Origin of the sequence: Sphaerotilus montanus (assembly GCF_013410775.1) — a bacterium.
GTDB classification, from domain to species: Bacteria; Pseudomonadota; Gammaproteobacteria; order Burkholderiales; family Burkholderiaceae_C; genus Sphaerotilus; species Sphaerotilus montanus.
Window position 1 is genome coordinate 3,350,676 of record NZ_JACCFH010000001.1, and the last position, 19,553, is coordinate 3,370,228.

The 19,553-nt window shown below is 69.4% G+C and carries 7 protein-coding genes; all 7 read left to right on the top strand.

The features are described 5' to 3' along the window. Positions 1–226 precede the first annotated feature (226 nt). The 7 genes from BDD16_RS15300 (at position 227) to BDD16_RS15330 (ending at position 19,538) form a co-directional block, all read left to right on the top strand. The gene (locus tag BDD16_RS15300) at positions 227–7,396 is read left to right on the top strand and encodes an SdrD B-like domain-containing protein (RefSeq protein WP_179634742.1); all 7,170 of its coding nucleotides are present in this window, start codon (positions 227–229) and stop codon (positions 7,394–7,396) included. After that, on the top strand, positions 7,393–10,671 hold the full coding sequence (locus BDD16_RS15305; protein WP_179634743.1) for a hypothetical protein: 3,279 nt from the start codon (positions 7,393–7,395) through the stop codon (positions 10,669–10,671). The genes BDD16_RS15300 and BDD16_RS15305 overlap by 4 nt, the downstream gene beginning before the upstream one ends. Next, complete coding sequence (locus BDD16_RS15310; RefSeq protein WP_179634744.1) at positions 10,668–11,744, top strand: OmpA family protein; 1,077 nt, start codon at positions 10,668–10,670, stop codon at positions 11,742–11,744. Before BDD16_RS15305 ends, BDD16_RS15310 begins: the two co-directional genes overlap by 4 nt. A gap of 116 nt (positions 11,745–11,860) precedes the next feature. Continuing rightward, complete coding sequence (locus BDD16_RS15315) at positions 11,861–13,216, top strand: GGDEF domain-containing protein (protein WP_179634745.1); 1,356 nt, start codon at positions 11,861–11,863, stop codon at positions 13,214–13,216. 95 nt (positions 13,217–13,311) lie between these two features. Next, complete coding sequence (locus tag BDD16_RS15320) at positions 13,312–14,865, top strand: class I SAM-dependent DNA methyltransferase (RefSeq protein WP_179634746.1); 1,554 nt, start codon at positions 13,312–13,314, stop codon at positions 14,863–14,865. After that, positions 14,855–16,216, top strand: a complete 1,362-nt coding sequence (locus BDD16_RS15325; protein ID WP_179634747.1) for a restriction endonuclease subunit S — start codon at positions 14,855–14,857, stop codon at positions 16,214–16,216. The genes BDD16_RS15320 and BDD16_RS15325 overlap by 11 nt, the downstream gene beginning before the upstream one ends. A gap of 115 nt (positions 16,217–16,331) precedes the next feature. After that, complete coding sequence (locus BDD16_RS15330; protein ID WP_179634748.1) at positions 16,332–19,538, top strand: type I restriction endonuclease subunit R; 3,207 nt, start codon at positions 16,332–16,334, stop codon at positions 19,536–19,538. Positions 19,539–19,553: the final 15 nt, after the last annotated feature.

Below are 19,553 nucleotides of genomic sequence, written 5' to 3' on the forward strand. Positions count from 1 at the left end.
GTGATTTTCTAGACGAATTCTTCGCTAAAGTTAGCTAAAGTTAACAAGCGGGTGCGCTGTGTTACCACATGCGGTTAGCCTTTGATCCATCGAAAAAGCGGTCCGGTGGCTCGTTTCATGAGGCTGCGGACCGTTGCAGACGGCATTGGTGCTTGCACCGGCCGCCGTGCGGCACCGGTCGCATGCACGCACGCTCGCTCGCCAACAAGAACATTCAAGGCAGGATATGTCCTCGCACGCCACACGCGCTCACCGTTTTTCCACCTTCCATGCGCTGGTTCGATGGTTGGCCGTGCTGCTGCTGGGCAGCGTGATGGCCTCGGTGGCGCAGGCCGCGTCGTTCAACTGGTCTGCTGCCAGCTGCATCACGGCAGGCAACTGCACCACGGTGGGCAGCATCACCCGCTTCAGCAACGCGGTCGTCGGCGTCAATGCGCGCGACATCCTGCTGGAGGTGATCGAGACCACCAATGGCGCATCCGTCTACGCGGCGGCCATTGGCACGGTGAACGGTGGGGCGTCCTACATCGACGGCAAGGTGGGCACGAACCTGGCACCGAGCGCCGTGTCGCAGGTGCGCTTCCGGCTGCGCTTCGTCAATCCGGGCACCACGACCGACAACCCGCTGCCGGGTCCGGTCTATTTCACCAGCCTTGACACCGACGGCATGCAGAGTGCTGTCTCGGGCGGCTACCGCGAGCGCTTCGAGATCATCACGCCGACGTCCACCGTCGCGATCGGTCCGCAGCTGGAAAGCACCTCGGCCCTGGTGCCCGGCGGCGTCGCCTATTCGCCGATCATCTGCGCGAACGGCACCACGGTCGGCTGCAACGACTCGAGCTACGGCGGGACCGGCAACTACGTCTTCTACCCGCTGCTGAGCACCACGCCCAACGTCGCCGCGACGGCGGTCTACACCGGCATGGTCGGCAACATCGACTTCGCGTTCGGTCTGGAGGTCTCGGCCGCGGGCCCGGGCAGCGTGCAGGAAAGCTTCCGCCAGTACGGCATCGCCGGTGGTGTGCCGGATGCCGACATGGTGCCGACACTGATCCAGTGCACGCCCGATCCGGTGGCCGCTGGCGCAGCGACGACCTGCGCGCTGACCTGCACCAACAACGGCCCGGACGTGGCCATCAATCCCTCCTGCGATTTCACCGGCACGCTGCCCGCCGGCGCGGTGCGCAGTGCCGGCTGCGGCACGCTGACCGGCCTGCTCACCAGCGGCAGCAGCCGTGCCTGCAGCATCACCTTCACGCCCACGGTCGGCGGCACGCTCAACCTGACCGGCGGGACGGGTGCGGCCAACGACACCAACGGCGGTGCGGTGGTGACCGCCGGCAACAACCCGAGCACCGGCTCGGTCGTCGTGACCGCCCCGACCACCGCGGACATGAGCCCGGTGTTCGGCAACCTGCCCGCGCTGCTCAGCCCGGGGGCCAGCCATTCCGGTCTGACCCTGACCTGCTCGAACGCGGTCGGCGGTGCAGCCGCGCTGGCGGCGACCTGTGTGCCGACCGCTTCGGCCGGTGTGGTCAGTGCAGTGAACTGCCTGCCGGTTTCCGGCAGCCCTGTGGCGGCCGGTGCCAGCATCGCCTGCACCTTCAGCTACACCGCACCGGGCAACGCCGGCGGCAGCGACACGGCCGACACGGCGGTGGTGTTCACGGGCACCACCGGCGCCACCAACGACGCGGTGGCCACCAACAACACGGCCACCGCGCCGGTGCCGCTGCTCGACGCCGTCGACGAATCCACCACCACGCCCTACGGCACCGCCGCCTTGCTGGGCGTGCTGACCAACGACACCCGCGGCGCGACGCCGGCCAGCTTCGGCAGCGTGTCGCTGACCGTGCTCGTGGCGCCCACGCCCGGCTCCACGATCGATCCCTCCAGTGGCGCCTTCAGCACCACCGCGGCGACACTGCCCGGCACCTACACGGTCACCTACCAGCTCTGCGCCAACCCGGCGCTGACACCGGCCGTCTGCGACACCGCCACCGCGACCATCGTCGTCGGCCCCGGCGCGGACATGGTGCCCACCTTCGGCGCACTGCCGGGCGCCGTGCACCCCGGCCAGCTCTACACCGGCCTGACGCTCAATTGCACCAACGTCGCCGGCGGTGCCAGCGCGGCCACCGCCCGCGGCACGCTCTGCCAGCCGCAGGCCAGCGTCGGCACGGTCAGCAACGTGGTCTGCACGCCGCTGGTCGGCGCCGATGTCGCCAGCGGCGCGGTGCAGACCTGCAGCTTCTCCTACCAGGCCCCGGGCACGCAGGGCGGCACCGACGAGCCGACCACCGCCGTGACCTTCACCGGCACGACCGGCGCGGCCAACGACCTCAACGGCGGCCTGACCACCGGCGGCAACAACCTGGTCACGGCCGCCGCCGTGGTGATCGACGCGCTGGACGACACGGCCACCCGCGCGGGCGGCCTGACCGGCCAGACCTCGCCGCTCGACCCCAACGACCAGATCCCCACGGGCAGCGTCTACACCCTGCGCGCTGGCGGCACCTGCGCCAATGCCAGCGTGTCCACCACCGGCCTGGCCACCTACGACGTGCCGGCTGCCGGCACCTGCACCGTGCCCTACCAGGTCTGTGCCCCGGCGCCGAACGCGACCGCCTGCGACACCGCGACGCTCACCGTCACCGCCACCAGCGCCGACATGGCCGCGGCCTTCAGCGGCCTGCCGACGGTGGTCCACCCGGGCCAGACGCTCACCGGCCTCGGCCTGAGCTGCACCAACGTCGCTGCCACGGGGGCGGCCACGGCAGCGACCTGTGCGCCGACGGTCAGTGCCGGCACCGTCTCCGCCCTGAGCTGCAGCCCGCCGGTCGGTGGTGCGGTGGCGGCGGGTGCCGCGATCGCCTGCACCTTCAGCTACACGGCCCCCGGCGTGCAGGGCGGGGCGGACGAGCCCGTGCTCTCGGTCGTCTTCACCGGCACGACCAGCGCCAGCAACGACAGCAACGCCGCCAACAACGTGGTCCAGTCGCCGGCCACCGTGATCGACGCCGTCGACGACCGCATCGGCCAGCCCGGCGGCAGCACCGGCCGCACCACGCCGCTGGCCCCCAACGACCAGGTCCCGACCGGCAGCAGCTTCACCGGCACCGGCGGCACCTGCGCCCGCGCCAGCGTCGGCAGCACCGGCATCGCCACCTACGACGTGCCGGCCAGCGGCAACTGCACCGTCACCTACCAGGTCTGCGCCCCGGCGCCGGCCCAGACCACCTGCGACTTCGCCACCCTCACGGTCACGGCCGGTGCAGCCGACCTGTCGCCCGCGTTCAGCAACCTGCCGCGCGTGGTCGGCCCCGGCCAGCGCTACACCGGGCTGGCGCTCACCTGCACCAACGTCGCCGGCGGCGCCGTGGCGACCTCGCCGACCTGTGCCCCCGAGGCCTCGGTCGGCAGCGTCGCCGATCTGGTCTGCACGCCGGCACCGGGTGCCGAACTGGCGGCCGGTGCGGCGATCGCCTGCACCTTCTCGTACACGGCGCCCGGCACCCGCGGCGGCGTGAACGAACCCGCCGAGAACGTCGTCTTCCGCGGCCTGACCGGCGCGCTCAACGACAGCGACGGCGGCACCAGTGCCAACGGCAACAACCTGACGCTGGCCTCGGCCGTGCTGATCGATGCCCTCGACGACACCGACTTCCACCCCGCCGGCCTGACCGGACAGACCACCAACGTGGCCGAGAACGACCAGTTCCCGGCCGGCAGCACCTTCACCCGCACGGGCGGCACCTGCACCTTCGCCAGCATGGCCCCGACCGGCCTGGCCACCTACGACATGCCGGCCACCGGCGCCTGCACCGTCGTCTACCAGGTCTGCGCCCCGGCGCCGGACACGGCGTCCTGCGACACCGCCACGCTCACCGCCACGGTGAACTCGTCCGACATGGTCCCGGCCTTCTCGGGCCTGCCGACCGCGGTCTTCCCGGGCCAGCAGCTCACCGGCCTGGGCCTGAGCTGCCGCAACGCCACCGGCGTGGCGGCCGCCACCGGCGCGCTGTGCCAGCCGAGCGTCTCGGTCGGCACCATCACCAGCCTGCAGTGCACGCCGGCCAGCGGCAGCACGGTCGCCGCGGGCGCGGCCATCGCCTGCACCTTCGACTACACCGCGCCCGGCGCCCTGGGCGGCAGCCGCGAAACGGCCACGGCGGTGGTCTTCACCGGCACGACCGGCGCGGCCAACGACAGCAACGGCGGTCTGACCACCGGCGGCAACAACAGCGTCAGCAGCAGCGCCACGCTGATCGATGCGGTCAGCGACGGCCCGGCCACCGTGCCGAGCACCGGCGCGCGCGTGCCGCTGTATGGCAATGACACGCTCGGCGGCAGCACCGTGGCCGCGGTGCAGGTCGTGCCGACGCTGGTCGACACCAGCAGCCTGATCGGCGCGACCGTGGACGCCGCCACCGGCGAACTCGTCGTCCCGGCCGGTGCCGCTCCGGGCAGCTACACGCTGACCTACCAGATCTGTGCCGCCGGCTCGACCACCGTGTGCGACCGCGCCACGGTGCTGGTCACCGTGCAGGGCGCCGACATGGTCCCGACCTTCACCGGCCTGCCCGGTGCCGCCTCGCCGGGCAGCACCGTCACGGGCACGCTGACCTGCGCCAACAGCGGCCCGTCCGCCGCCACGCAGGCCACCTGTGCCGCCACCGGCGCCACGGTCGGCGCCTGCACGGTCGGCGGCGTGGCGGTGGCCCTGCCGGTGGCGAGCCTGCCGGCGGGCAGCGCCATCGTCTGCGCCCTCACGGCCACGGCGCCTGCCAGCGGCGTGGTCAACCTGACCGGCCTGACCGGCGCCACCAACGACACCCAGGGTGGCACCGGCCCCGGCGGCAACAACAGCACCACCACGGCATTGCCGGTGATCGACGCGGTCAACGACGGCCCGGTGGCGGTGCCCGCGACCGGCAGCACCATCGCGCTGCTGACCAACGACACGCTCGGCGGCTCCCCGGTGGTGCCGGCCCAGCTGACGCTCACGCTGACCAGCCCGGGCGGCCTCACCGGCGCCACGGTCGATCCGCAAGGCCGCCTCACGGTGCCGGCCAACACGACCCCCGGCCCCTACACGCTGACCTACCAGATCTGCGTCAACCCGGCCACCACCCCGGCGGCCTGCGACACGGCCACCGTGACGGTCAACGTGCTGGGCCAGCCGGACCTGCAGGTCAGCAAGATCCACAGCCCGGCGGTCTTCACCGAGCGCCACACCGGCACCTACACCATCGCCGCGCGCAACACGGGTGGTTTTGCGACCAGCCTGCCGTACACGGTGGTGGACACGCTGCCGGCCGGCATGACGGTCGCCGCGGTGCCCACCGGCAGCGGCTGGGACTGCAGCACGACCGCCCTCGGCGCCACCAGCGCCACCTGCACCGCGTCGACGCCGATCGCGGCCGGCGCGTCCGCCGCGCCGATCACGCTCGTCGTGAACGTCGCAGCGGGCGCCTGCGCGGCGCCGGATGCCAACGGGCTGTGCTCGGTGGCCAACGGCACCGCGCTGGTCAACCACGTCCGCATCAGCGGCGGTGGCGAGTCCGGTGCCGGCGGCACGGGCGACAACAACACCGCCACCGACCCGACCCCGGTCCAGCAGGCCGGCGCCATCTCCGGCCGGGTCTGGGGCGACACCAACCACGACCGCGTGCAGTCCGGCAGCGAGTCGGGGGTGGCCGGCATGGCGGTCGAGGTGCTGGATGCCGGCGGCGCGGTCGTCGGCACCTCCACCACCGATGCGCTGGGTGACTACCGTGTCGACGGACTGGTCCCGGGCACCGGCTTTGCTGTGCGCTTCCGCGATCCGGTCAGCGGCGCCTACTTCGGCCGCCCGGTCTCCAACGACCCGGCCGGCGGCAACGACCCGACCGCTGCCACCGGCACGGGCGTGGTCACCAGCGGCACGATCCGCAACCTGACCGTGCCTTCTGGCCAGCGCGCCCGCATCAACCAGAGCTTGCCGCTGGACCCGAGCGGGGTCGTCTACGGCACCGACTCCCGCGCCCCCGTGGGCGGTGTGCGGGTCGAACTGCTGGACGCGGCCGGCGCGGTCGTTCCGGCCGGCTGTCTGGTCGGCGGCGCGAACAGCGTCGTCACCTCGGCGGCCGGCACGCTGGCAGGGGTCTACAGCTTCCTGCTGAACAACCCGGCACCCGCGGGCTGCCCGGGCGCGGCCACCTACCAGCTGCGCACCACGCCGACCAGCGACTACGTGGTCAGCCGCACGCTGCCCGCGCAGGCCGGCACGCTGACCCCGCCGGTGGGCTGCACCAACGGCGCGGCCGGTGGCATCTGCACCGTGCAGGCGCAGAACGTGGCGCCGACCGGCACCGAGCCCACCACCTGGTACACCGCGCTGCGCCTGGATCCCGCCGCCGGTCCGGACGTGGTGAACAACCACATCCCGCTCGACCCGTCCGTGGTGCCGGCGTTGCTGGTCATCAAGACTGGCGACCGTGCCCAGGCGGAACTCGGCGACTCGGTGCGCTACACCGTGGTCATCAAGCGCTCGGACAGCGGCAACGCGCTGCTGCCGGCGCTGGAAGTGGTGGACATGCTGCCCGCCGGCTTCCGCTACATCGACGGCACGGCGCAGGTCAACGGCGTCAGCATCGCCGATCCGGTCGGCAAGCCCGGCCCGGCGCTGCGCTTCTCGCTTGGCGCGATGGCCTCGGGCAGCACGGTCACGCTGACCTACCGCGTCCGCCTCGGCGTCGGCGCGATGCAGGGCACCGGCATCAACAGCGCGCAGGCCACCGGCACCCCCGGCGCCACCTGCGGCACGACGCCGAACGCGCTGTGCTCCAACGTCAGCCAGTTCCGCGTCCGGGTCACCGGGGGCGTGTTCGCGGCCGAGGCCTGCGTCGTCGGCAAGGTCTTCGTCGACTGCAACCACAACCACGTGCAGGACGACGAGGAGCTGGGCATCCCCGGTGTGCGCATGTACCTCACCGACGGCACCAGCCTCATCAGCGATGTCGAAGGCAAGTACAGCCTCTGTGGCCTGGCGCCGCGCACGCAGGTGCTGGTGGTCGACCAGACGACGCTGCCGCGCGGCAGCCGCCTGACGACCACGTCCAGCCGCAACGCGGGCGACGCCGGCAGCCTGTTCCTCGACCTGAAGAACGGTGAGCTGCACCGGGCCGACGTGGTCGAGGGCAGTTGCTCGAACCGCGTGCTGGAGCAGGTCAAGGCCCGCCGCGCCCGCGGCGAGACGCAGGGCGTGGACACCGAGCAGCGCGGCCAGGTGCTGCGCTTCGACGGCAAGCCGGTCACCGCACCGGCCCAGGCCACCGACAGCGCCCGCCAGCGGGGCGGCACGGTCAAGCCGCGCCAGCCAGACAGCGGCTCCACCACCGGAGCTGCGCAATGAGACCGACCACGATGCCAGTTCAGACCCGTGCCCTCCACGCCGTTGCGGCGGCGGTGGTGTTGCTAGGCGCCAGCGCGGCGCATGCCGAGCCGGGCGACGCCTCCCGCTACCAGCCGCTGTTCGCCCCGGTCCCCGGCACGACCGCTCCCGCGATCGTGCTCGACGGCCAGTACGCCGCCAACGCCCGGGTCGGGCAGCTCAAGGTCGAGGTGCGCGGGGCTGGCGCCACGGCCGACGGCGTCACGCCGGTCAGCATCACCGTGACGGTGCACGACCGCGACGGCGCGCTGCTGAAGGACGCCGTGCTCGTCACCATCGAGCACAGCGGCACCGCCCGCCTGCAGATGCAGGGCACGGCCACCGACGAGTTCGGCCCGAGCCGCAAGGACGCCGACCGCCGCGTGCCCGGCACGCAGCTGAAGGTCGTCGGCGGCAGCGCCACCTTCAGCCTGATCGCCCCGAGCCAGCCCGAGGACGTGCGGCTGCGCCTCACGGCGGGCGAGGCCGAGGTGTCCGGCCTGATCGGCTTCTCGCCCGACCTGCGCGAGATGATCGCCGCCGGTCTGGTCGAAGGCGTGATCGGCAGCACCCGCCGCCGCTACGACAGCGCCATCACCCCGGCCCGCATCGACGACGGTTTCGAGGCCGAGCTGCGCCAGTGGAGCCGCGGCTTCGACAACGGCCGCGGCCAGGTGGCGGCACGGGCGGCGCTGTTCCTGAAGGGCAAGATCCGCGGCGACATGCTGCTGACCATGGCCTACGACAGCGACAAGGAGACCCGCGCCCGCTTGCTCAACGACATCAAGCCGGAGGAGTTCTACCCCGTCTACGGCGATTCGAGCGTCAAGGGCTTCGAGGCGAAGAGTTCGTCCAAGCTCTTCGTGCGGGTCGACAAGGACCGCCATTTCCTGCTCTACGGCGACTTCTCGACCGGCGACGCCTACACCGCATCCGCCGGCGGTGGGGTCGTGGCTGGCACCCGGATGCGCCAGCTCGGCGCCTACAACCGGGTGATGACCGGCGTGCGCGGCCACTGGGAAACACCGACCGGCGTGGCCAACGCCTACGCCAGCCGCGACACGCTGCGCCACGTCGTCGAGGAGGTCCAGGCCAACGGCACCAGCGGCCCCTTCGCCGTCAGTGGCACGCAGGCGCTGGAGAACAGCGAGCAGGTGCAGCTCGTCGTGCGCGACCGCAACCACCGCGACACCGTGCTCTCGGTGACGACGCTGGTGCGGCTCAACGACTACAGCTTCGAGCCCTTCAGCGGCCGCATCCTGCTGACCCGCCCGGTGCCCAGCCAGGACGCCGACGGCAACCCCGTCTCGCTGCGCATCAGCTACGAGATCGACCAGGGCGGGGCGGCCTTCTGGCTGGCGGGCGCCGATGCGCAGCTCAACCTCGGCGAGCGCCTCACCGTCGGCGGCAGCGCCGTGGAGGACCGCAACCCGAACGCGCGCTTCCGCCTGGCCAGCGTCAACACCGGCGTCAAGCTGAACGAGCAGACCAGCCTGGTCGCCGAACTCGCCTTCACCGACGCCGACCTTGCCGCGCTGCGCCCGACCCTCACCGCGGCTGGACAAACGCCGCTGCCCGGCGGCGACACGGCGATCGGCCGCGCCGGCCGCATCGAGCTGGCCCACCGCAGCGAGACGCTGACCGCCAAGGTCTACGCCAGCCGCACCGGCGCCGGTTTCGCCAACACGGCCGCTGGCGTGCAGCCCGGCAGCCAGCAGGTCGGCGCGTCGGCGGCACTCAAGGCCACCGACACCGTGACCCTGAAGGCCGACGCCCAGCGCACCGACGACACCGGCAACGACGCCCGCCGCACCGGCCTGACCGTCGGCGCCGAGGTGGCGGTGACACCCGCGCTGACGCTCGGCGGCGGCCTGCGCCGCATCGACGAGCGTGGCCGGATCCGCGGCGCGCTCGCCACGCTCGGCGCGAATCCCAGCGCGGGCAGCTACTTCACCCCCGGCTCGGAAGGCGGCTTCAGCGGTGCGGGCAGCAGCACGCTGTTCAACGTCAACAATGCGCTCGCCACCACCGGCGCCGCCCCCGGCACCGTGCCCGATCTGGAGGCGACCACCGCCTTCGTCAGCGCCGCGTTCAAGGCCACCGACCGGCTCACGCTGCGCGCGCTGGCCGAGGCCGACGTGACCGGCGACGACCGCCACCGGGTCGAGGTTGGCGCCAGCTACCAGCTCGCCGAGCGCACCCGGCTCTACCTGCGCGGCGAGTCGCAGACTGGCCTGTCCTCGCAGTACGCGCTCGACAGCGCCGCGCACAGCAACGCCATCGCGCTCGGCATCGACGGCAGCTACATGGAAGGCGGCAACGTCTTCAGCGAATACCGGCTGCGCGATGCCAGCGACGGCCGCGCTTCGCAGGTCGCCACCGGCGTGCGCAATGTCTGGCATGTCCGCGAAGGCCTGGCGCTGACCACCGGGCTGGAGCGCCTGAAGATCCTCGACGGCACCGGCCAGAACGCCACCGCCGCGGCGCTGGGTGCCGACTACACCGCCAGCGAATGGTGGAAGGCGTCGGGCCGGCTGGAATGGCGCCGGCTGGACGCCGTGTCCACCAGCGTGACGCAGGACAGCTGGCTCTCCACCGTGACCGTGGTGCGCAAGCTCGACCGCGACTGGACCGCGCTGGCCCGCAACTACTACCTCTCCACCGACAACCACGGCGCCCGCCCGGACGGCTGGCAGGACCGCTTCCAGATCGGTTTCGCCTACCGGCCGGTGGACCACAACCGGCTCGATGTGCTCGGCAAATACGAATACAAGACCGAGGACAACATCAACGCCACCGACGAGTCGCGCCGTGTCCACGTCGGCGCGCTGCAGGCGAACTTTCACCCGAGCCGGGTCTGGTGGACCTCGGCCCGTGTCGCTGCCAAGGACGTGCGCGAGCGCTTCCCGAACACGCAGGGCGGCGGCGACGACCGCTACCAGGCGTGGCTGCTCGGCGGCCGGCTGGTCTACGACCTCACCGAGGACTGGGACCTGGGCCTGCAGGCCAGCGTCATGCACGGCAAGGCCGATGGCCAGACCGGCGCGTCGCTGCAGAAGTCCATCGGCGTCGAGGCGGGGTATCTGGTCAAGACCAACCTCTGGCTCTCCGCCGGCTTCAACTGGGCCGGTTTCAGCGACCGCGACCTGTCGAGCGACTACACCGCGCGCGGGGTCTACCTGCGCCTGCGCTACAAGTTCGACGCCGACCTCTGGGCCGGCAGCAACCCCGACATCAACCGCAGCCTGCCGCGATGAACTACACCACTTCCTCCCCCCGCATGGCACTGCGTCCCCTCGTGCTGGCCCTCGGCCTGCTGGCCGCTGCGCCGCTGGTCCACGCGGATGCGGCCACCGACGGCGCGCTCGCCGCCGACCACCAGGGCTACAAGGTCCAGCAGGACGCGATCCAGGCCCTCAACGACACCGGCCGCCACCGCCTGGCCAGCTACCCGCTGGCCAAGGCGCAGTGCTGGCTCGACGTGAGCTTCCACGAGTACACGCGCAACGACCGTTCGGCCTTCCCGCAGGGCGCGCTCGACGCCTCGCGGCAGATCACCGACTACCTGGCCCGCGGCGGCGCCCCCGGTGCGGCCGAGAACCCCGCGCAGCAGACCCCGCTGGTCAACGACGCGCTGAAGCTGCGCGACGACCTGTGGGCGCAGACCGCTGCGCTGAAGACCCACACCGGCTGGCGCTGTGCCGAGAAGCTGGTCGCCTGCGGCGAGGTCGAACTCGTGCACGCCGGCAACGAGCACCGCCAGCAAGGCTGGCGCCACGCCAAGCCGTATGTGCAGATCGCCGAGGACCTGATCAGCGACGCCCGTCTGGCGGCCGAGGCCTGCCCGGCGCTGCCCGTGCCGGTGGCGCCGGTGGTGGCCAGCCCGGTGGAGGCGCCGCAGCCGCCGGCGGTGGTTCCCGTGGCGCCGCCGCCGGTGGTGCACGAGCGCATCGTGCTGAGCGCGAACGTGCTGTTCGCCTTCGACCGCCGTGGTCTGGCCGATCTGCTGCCCGAAGGCCGCGGGCAGCTCGACCAGCTCGTCGCCCGTCTGGACCGGATGTATGCCCGCATCGACCGGCTGGAGCTGACGGGCCACACCGACCGCCTCGGCACCGAGGCCTACAACGCCAGGTTGTCGACCGACCGTGCCGACACGATCAAGGCCTACCTGCAGCAGCAGGGCGTGAAGGCGGACATCGTGGCGGCGGGGCGTGGTGCCGCCGAGCCGCTGCCGAACCTCACCTGCGCGCAGCGCACCCAGACCGCCCTGGCGAAGTGCCTGCAACCGAACCGCCGCGTCGAGATCAGCATCACGGGCGTGCCGCGCTGAGGCGCGTGCGGCCGGTTTTCTGAAGACGCCCCGGATACGGGTGCCGGTAGCGTCGTGAATGCAGTTATGCTTCAGAACGATCGAGTACCAACTTCGACGCGCTGAAGCAGCGGTTTATGACGACCCAGATCTGGCACCAGGTAATTCGACACGGCATCGAGAACGTCGCGAACAACCCGCACGTCCTCGAGTTGCTGCAGCACTGGCAGACCGCGCGCATGGCGCAGCGTCGGCCATCGGTGGCGATGTTCCACGCCGGGCGCTGGCCCGAGCTGTACCCACGCCTGATGCTGCTGCGCCGGGAGGGCGACGAGTTCGTCTACGGCCACTACGGCGCCGAGATCGCCCGCCACTCGCAGGGCGACATGACGGGGCGCAAGGTGTCGGACTTCGGTGGACGCCTGTCGGCGTTCTTCCTGGCGACCTACCAGGACGCCCTCGCGCACGACCAGCCGATCTACACGGTCCACGTCTCGGACCGCTCGCTCTCCGTCTTCACCTGGGAGCGCCTGATCCTGCCGCTGGACAGCCAGGACGGCGCGGACTGGCTGCTGGTCTACGGCCATCCCCTGCAGATGCGCCACCAGCTGCTGGAGTCCGTGCTGGACGCGACCAGCGACGCCCTGCTGGCGCTGCGCCGCGTGCACGATGCGCAGGGTGTCGATCTCGGCTGGATGGTGCTGGTGATCAACCCGGCGTTCACGGAGATGTTCGGGCTCGTGTCCCGGGCGCTGGTCGGGCATCTGGTGCACGAGGCGCTGGCGGACTGGGCGGCGCTCAATGTCGAGGCCGAGTGCCTGCTGACGATGGCCTCGGCGACGCCCCGGGCCGTGACGCGGGTGCTGCTGACCAGCCAGAACCTGCTGCGCTACCTTGACATCCAGATCCGCCCGCTCAAGGACGGGGTCGTCGTCAGCCTGACCGATGCCACCGACCTGCACGAGGCCCAGAAGCGCCTGCGCCACCTGGCCACCACCGATGCGCTGACCGGGCTGGCCAACCGGCGCGAGTTCGACGAACAGCTGCACCTCGAAGTGCAGCGCGCGCGCCGCTCGGGCGAGCCGCTGGCGCTGGTGATGGCCGACATCGACGCCTTCAAGGCCTACAACGACCACTGCGGCCACGCGGCCGGCGACGACTGCCTGCGCCAGTTCGCGCTCGCCATGAAATCGGTCTTCGCCCGTGAACTCGACGTGGTGGCCCGCTACGGCGGCGAGGAGTTCGCGATCCTGCTGCCCGGCACCGGTGTCGAGGGGGCGTTCAACCTGACCGAGCGGCTGCTGCAGCGGCTGCAGCGCGAGGCGCTGCCGCACCCGGCCTCGCCGGTGGCTGCGGTGGTGACGGCCAGCTTCGGCATCACGGCCTTCGGGGCCCGGGATCCGGACGACGAGATCCACCTGCTGCGCCGCGCGGACCGTGCGCTCTACGAGGCCAAGCAGACGGGGCGCAACCGGGTCTGTCTCGCGCGCTGAGGCGGTGCCGATGTCGTGGCGGGCGACCGCTGCGGTGTCCAGCAGGGTGCGGATCTGCAATTCCGGCGCCATTGCCGGGCAGAATCCCGCGCACCATGCTCGATGACCTCAAAAAGACCCTCTGGGCCACCGCCGACAAGCTGCGCGCCAACATGGACGCGGCGGAGTACAAGCACCTCGTGCTTGGCCTCATCTTCGTCAAGTACGTCTCCGACACCTTCCAGGCCAAGCACGCGGAATTGACGCTGCGGCTGGCGGATCCGGACGACGCGTATTTCTACGGCGAGGCCGCGCCCGAAGACATCGCCGCCGAACTCGAAGACCGCGACTACTACCGCGAGGCCAATGTGTTCTGGGTGCCGGAGGCGGCGCGCTGGGAGGCCTTGCGTGCGGCGGCCAAGCAGCCTGACATCGGCAAGCGCATCGACGAGGCGCTGGCGCTGATCGAGGTCGAGAACACCAGGCTGAAGGGCATCCTCGACAAGCGTTATGCCCGGGCGCAGTTGCCGGACGGGAAGCTGGGCGAGCTGGTCGATCTGGTGTCCACGATCGGGTTCGGGGCGACGGCGGGCGAGGCGCGGGATGTGCTCGGGCAGGTCTACGAATACTTCCTCGGCCTGTTCGCCAACGCCGAGGGCAAGCGGGGCGGCCAGTTCTACACGCCGCGCAGCATCGTCAAGACGCTGGTCGCCGTGCTCGCGCCGCACCACGGCAAGGTGTACGACCCGTGCTGCGGCTCGGGTGGCATGTTCGTGCAGAGCGAGGAGTTCATCGAGGCGCACGGCGGCAAGGTGGGCGACGTGGCGATCTTCGGGCAGGAGGCCAACCCGACGACGTGGCGGCTGGCGGCGATGAACCTGGCGATCCGCGGCATCGACTTCAACCTCGGGCGGGAGCCGGCCGACACCTTCTCGCGCAACCAGTTCCCGGACCTGCGCGCTGACTTCATCCTGGCGAACCCGCCGTTCAACATCAGCGACTGGTGGCACGCGAGCCTGATGGGCGACGCGCGCTGGCAGTACGGCGACCCGCCGGCCGGCAACGCCAACACTGCGTGGCTGCAGCACATGCTCCACCACTTGGCGCCGAACGGCCGGGCGGGCATCGTGCTGGCGAACGGGTCGATGAGTTCGAGCCAGAACAGCGAGGGGCAGATCCGCGCGGCGATGGTCGAGGCGGACGTGGTGGAGGTGATGGTGGCGCTGCCGGGGCAGTTGTTCTTCAACACGCAGATCCCGGCGTGTCTGTGGTTCCTGGCCAAGTCCAAGCGGGCGCGGCGGGGCGAGGTGCTGTTCATCGATGCGCGCAAGCTGGCGACGATGATCAGCCGCGTGCAGTGCGAGCTGACCGACGCGGTGATCGAGCGCATCGCTGGGACCGTGGCGGCGTGGCGCGGGGAGTCTGGCGCGGGGGTGTATGCCGACGTGGCGGGATATTGCCGCAGCGTGCCGCTGGCCGAGATCGCCGAACACGGGCATGTGCTGACGCCGGGGCGCTATGTGGGCGCGGAGGCGGTGGAGGACGACGACGAGGACTTCGAGGCCAAGATGCGGGCGCTGACGGAGAAGCTCGGGGAGCAGATGGCGAAGGGGGCGGAGCTGGATCTGGTGATTCGCGCCAAGCTGGGGGGGCTGGGATATGAGTTCTGAGTGGCGGAGCACCACGCTTGGTGCGATATGTGACATACAAGGAGGAGCGATTCAGACCGGACCTTTTGGCAGTCAACTTCACACGTCTGACTATAAAGAGGTTGGTATTCCTGTTGTGATGCCGACCAATATTGGTGACAGTGGCATCATTGAAGATGGGATAGCGAGAATTGGGCAAATAGATGTTGATCGATTGAGCCAGCACGTACTTCGATTAGGTGACATTGTTTTCAGCCGGCGTGGAGATGTCACCAAAAATGCACTGATTCGGAATCGTGAAGTCGGCTGGTTTTGTGGAACGGGGTGCCTGAAAGTTCGGTTGGGAACTGAGTCAATTGCCAGTGCAAAATTTATCTCGCACTGCTTGCGATTGCCTGATACTAAAGACTGGTTGGTGCGACATGCTGTTGGTGCGACCATGCCGAACCTTAATACTGGCATTCTTTCTGCTGTTCCAATTCACCTGCCTCCGCTGAAAGATCAGCGTGAAATGGCGGGAATTCTTGATGCGCTCGACTACCGCATTGCCCTACTGCGCGAAACCAACGCTACCCTTGAATCCATCGCCCAAGCGTTGTTCAAGTCGTGGTTCGTCGATTTTGATCCCGTGTATGCAAAGCAGCAAGGCATCGCGCCTGCGGGGATGGACGACGCCACGGCGGCGTTTTTTCCGGATGGGTTCGAGGAGTCGGCGTTGGGGTTGGTGCCGAAAGGGTGGCTGGTACATCGACTGGGAGATGTTGTTATGCGGATAACAAAAGGCACAACACCGACCACATTAAAAAGGCCATTTGTTGAGGCAGGCATCAATTTTGTCAAAGCTGAATCCATGACGGATGATGGTGGATTTATTGTAGAAAAGTTTGCCTTTATTGATCGTGAAACGCACGATTTGCTGGGGCGATCTCAACTGAAGGCAGGCGATGTCTTGATTTCAATTGCCGGAACCATCGGACGAGTTGCTATCATGCCCGAGGATTTTTTGCCTGCCAATACTAATCAGGCCGTAGCCTTAATACGACCGATGCAAACCCGTTTTCCGAGTGGATTGATAAGTCGATTCCTGCAAAGAGACGAATCGAGGCAACTGATGAGTGAACGAGTAGTTCAGGCCGTGCAGGCTAATTTGAGTTTGGGCACATTGTCAGACCTAAAAATTGCACTGCCGTCTGCAGAAATAACTTGCCAGCTTTACCGGACGGGTATGGAACAAGTCGATGCAGGCAAAGCCCTGAACCATCAAAAAATTCGCACCCTTGCCACCCTGCGCGACACCCTGCTCCCGCGCCTGATCTCCGGCCAACTGCGCCTGCCCGAAGCCGAGGAGCAGATCGAAGCGGCCATCGCCTGACACTGAAGAGGCTGTGGCACTGTGAAATGCGCCACACAGTCGAATATCTGAAGGTGCCTGCCGCTCCAGACAATCGCAGTCTTGCCATCAATACAGAAACGACAAGGGGATGGGCATGACCGAAGACCAACTTGAACAGGAAACCCTCGGCTGGCTGGTGGACGTGGGCTACACGCACGCCTACGGCCACGTCATCGCGCCGGAAGGCTTGAACCCTGAGCGCGACAACCTTCGACAGGTGCTGCTGCTGGGCCGCCTTCGCCGCGCCATCGACACGCTGAACCCGACCGTCCCGCCCGCCGCCCGCGACGACGCCGTCCGGCAAGTGCTCGACCTCGGCACCCCGTCGCTGCTCGCCGCCAACCGCCACTTCCACCGCCTGCTCGTCACCGGCGTGCCCGTCCAGTACCAGCGCGACGGCGACACCCGCGGCGACTTCGTGCGGCTCATCGACTGGTCCGACCCGAAGCGCAACGAGTGGCTCGCGGTCAACCAGTTCTCGATCACCGGCCCGCGCCACACCCGCCGCCCCGACATCGTCCTGTTCGTCAACGGCCTGCCGCTGGTGATCATCGAGCTGAAGAATCCGGCCGACCTGAACGCCGACGTGTGGAAAGCCTTCCACCAGCTCCAGACCTACCAGGACCAGATCCCCGACGCCTTCCAGTACAACGAGGTGCTGGTCATCTCCGACGGCACCGAGGCGCTGCTCGGCGCGCTCTCCGCCAACGCCGAGCGCTTCATGGCCTGGCGCACCATCGACGGCGTCACGCTCGACCCGCTCGGCCAGTTCAACGAGCTGCAGACGCTGGTGCGCGGTGTGCTCGCCCCGGCGTACCTGCTCGACTACCTGCGCTACTTCGTGCTCTTCGAGGACGACGGCCGGCTGGTGAAGAAGATCGCCGGCTACCACCAGTTCCACGCGGTGCGCGCCTCCATCACGCAGGTGATCGCCGCCTCGCGCCCGGACGGCGAGGAGCGCACCCGCGGCAAGGGCGGCGTGGTCTGGCACACCCAGGGGAGCGGAAAAAGCATCACCATGACGTGCTTCGCCGCCCGCGTGATGCAGGCGCCGCAGATGGAAAACCCCACCATCGTCGTCATCACCGACCGCAACGACCTCGATGGCCAGCTCTTCGGCGTGTTCTCGCTGGCGCAGGATCTGCTGCGCGAACAGCCGGTGCAGGCGACCACCCGGCAGGCACTGCGCACATTGCTGGCGAACCGGCCCTCGGGCGGCATCGTCTTCGCCACGGTCCAGAAGTTCATGCCCGGCGAGGACGAGGACGTGTTCCCGACGCTCTCCGCGCGCCGCAACATCGTCGTCATCGCCGACGAGGCGCACCGCACGCAGTACGGCTTCGAGGCCAAGCTGAAGACGTTCAAGCCGGTGAAACCCAGCCGCGCCACCACCGTGCTGACCACCGGCACGGGCGAGCCGGCGCCGTACAAGGCCGAGTTCGTACCGCCCGAGCGGCCCCAGGAACGGTATCAAGTCGGCTACGCCCAGCACCTGCGCGACGCGCTGCCCAACGCCACCTTCGTCGCCTTCACCGGCACGCCCGTGTCCAGCGAGGACCGCGACACCCGCGCAGTCTTCGGCGACTACATCAGCGTCTACGACATGCAGCAGGCCAAGGAGGACGGTGCGACGGTGGCGATCTACTACGAGAGCCGCCTCGCCAAGCTGGGCCTCAAGTCAGACGAGATGGCCACCGTCGACGCCGAGGTGGACGAACTCGCCGAAGACGAGGAGGAGAGCCAGCAGGCCAAGCTGAAGAGCCGCTGGGCCGCGCTGGAAAAGGTGGTCGGCGCCGAGCCACGCGTGGCCCGCGTGGCGGCCGATCTGGTGGCGCACTTCGAGGAGCGCGCCAAGGCGCAATCCGGCAAGGCGATGGTGGTGGCGATGAGCCGGGACATCTGCGTCCACCTCTACGACGAGATCGTCAAGCTGCGCCCCGACTGGCACGACGCCGACCCCGAGCGCGGCGCCGTCAAGATCGTGATGACCGGCTCGGCCAGCGACAAGGCGCTGCTGCGGCCCCACCTCTACAGCGCGCAGGTCAAGAAACGGCTGGAGAAGCGCTTCAAGGATCCGGCCGACCCGCTGCGGCTGGTGATCGTGCGCGACATGTGGCTGACCGGCTTCGACGCGCCGTGCCTGCACACGCTCTACATCGACAAGCCGATGAAGGGCCACAACCTGATGCAGGCCATCGCCCGCGTGAACCGCGTGTTCAAGGACAAGCAAGGCGGGCTGGTGGTGGACTACATCGGCATCTCCAACGAGCTGAAGGCGGCGCTGAAGGAATACACCAGCAGCAAGGGCCGGGGGCGGCCGACCGTGGACGCGCACGAGGCGTACAGCGTGCTGGCCGAGAAGCTCGACATCCTGCGCGGCATGCTGGCGGGCACGAACGGCCACGGCTTCGACCACAGCGACTTCCTCACCGCCGGCCACAAGGCGCTGGCGGGCGCGGCCAACTTCGTGCTCGGCCTGAAGGACGGCAAGAAGCGCTTCGCCGACACCGCGCTGGCGATGAGCAAGGCGTTCACGCTGTGCTGCACGCTCGACGAGGCCCGGGCGGTGCGGGAGGAGGTGGCGTTTTTTCAGGCGGTGAAGGTGCTGCTGACCAAGCGCGACATCAGCCAGCAGAAGAAGACCGACGAGGCGCGCGAGCTGGCGATCCACCAGATCATCAGCGCGGCGGTGGTGTCCGACGAGGTGGTGGACATCTTCGACGCCGTGGGGCTGGACAAGCCGAACATCGGCATCCTCGACGATGCGTTTCTCGCCGAGGTCTGCAACCTGCCCGAGCGCAATCTGGCGGTGGAGCTGCTGGAGCGGCTGCTGGAAGGCGAGATCAAGGCCCGCTTCGCCGGCAACGTGGTGCAGCACCGGAAGTTCTCGGACCTGCTGGCCGACGTGGTCAAGCGCTACCAGAACCGCTCGATCGAGGCCGCCCAGGTGATGCGCGAGCTGGTCGAGATGGCGAAGAAGTTCCGGGTCGCCGCCGGCCGCGGGGACCAGCTCGGGCTGAGCGAGGACGAGGTGCGGTTCTACGACGCGCTGGCGAACAACGCCTCCGCGGTGCAGGAACTCGCCGACGAGACGCTGAAGAAGATCGCCCACGAGCTGACCGAGAACCTGCGCAGGAACCTCACCGTGGACTGGTCCGAACGCGAGAGCGTGCAGGCCAAGCTGCGGCTGATGGTCAAGCGCATCCTGCGCAAGTACAAGTACCCGCCGGACCTGGAGGTCGCGGCGGTGGAGCTGGTGCTGGAGCAGGCGAGGGCGCTGGGCGAGGCCTGGGTGGCCTGAAGCGGGTCTCGCCGA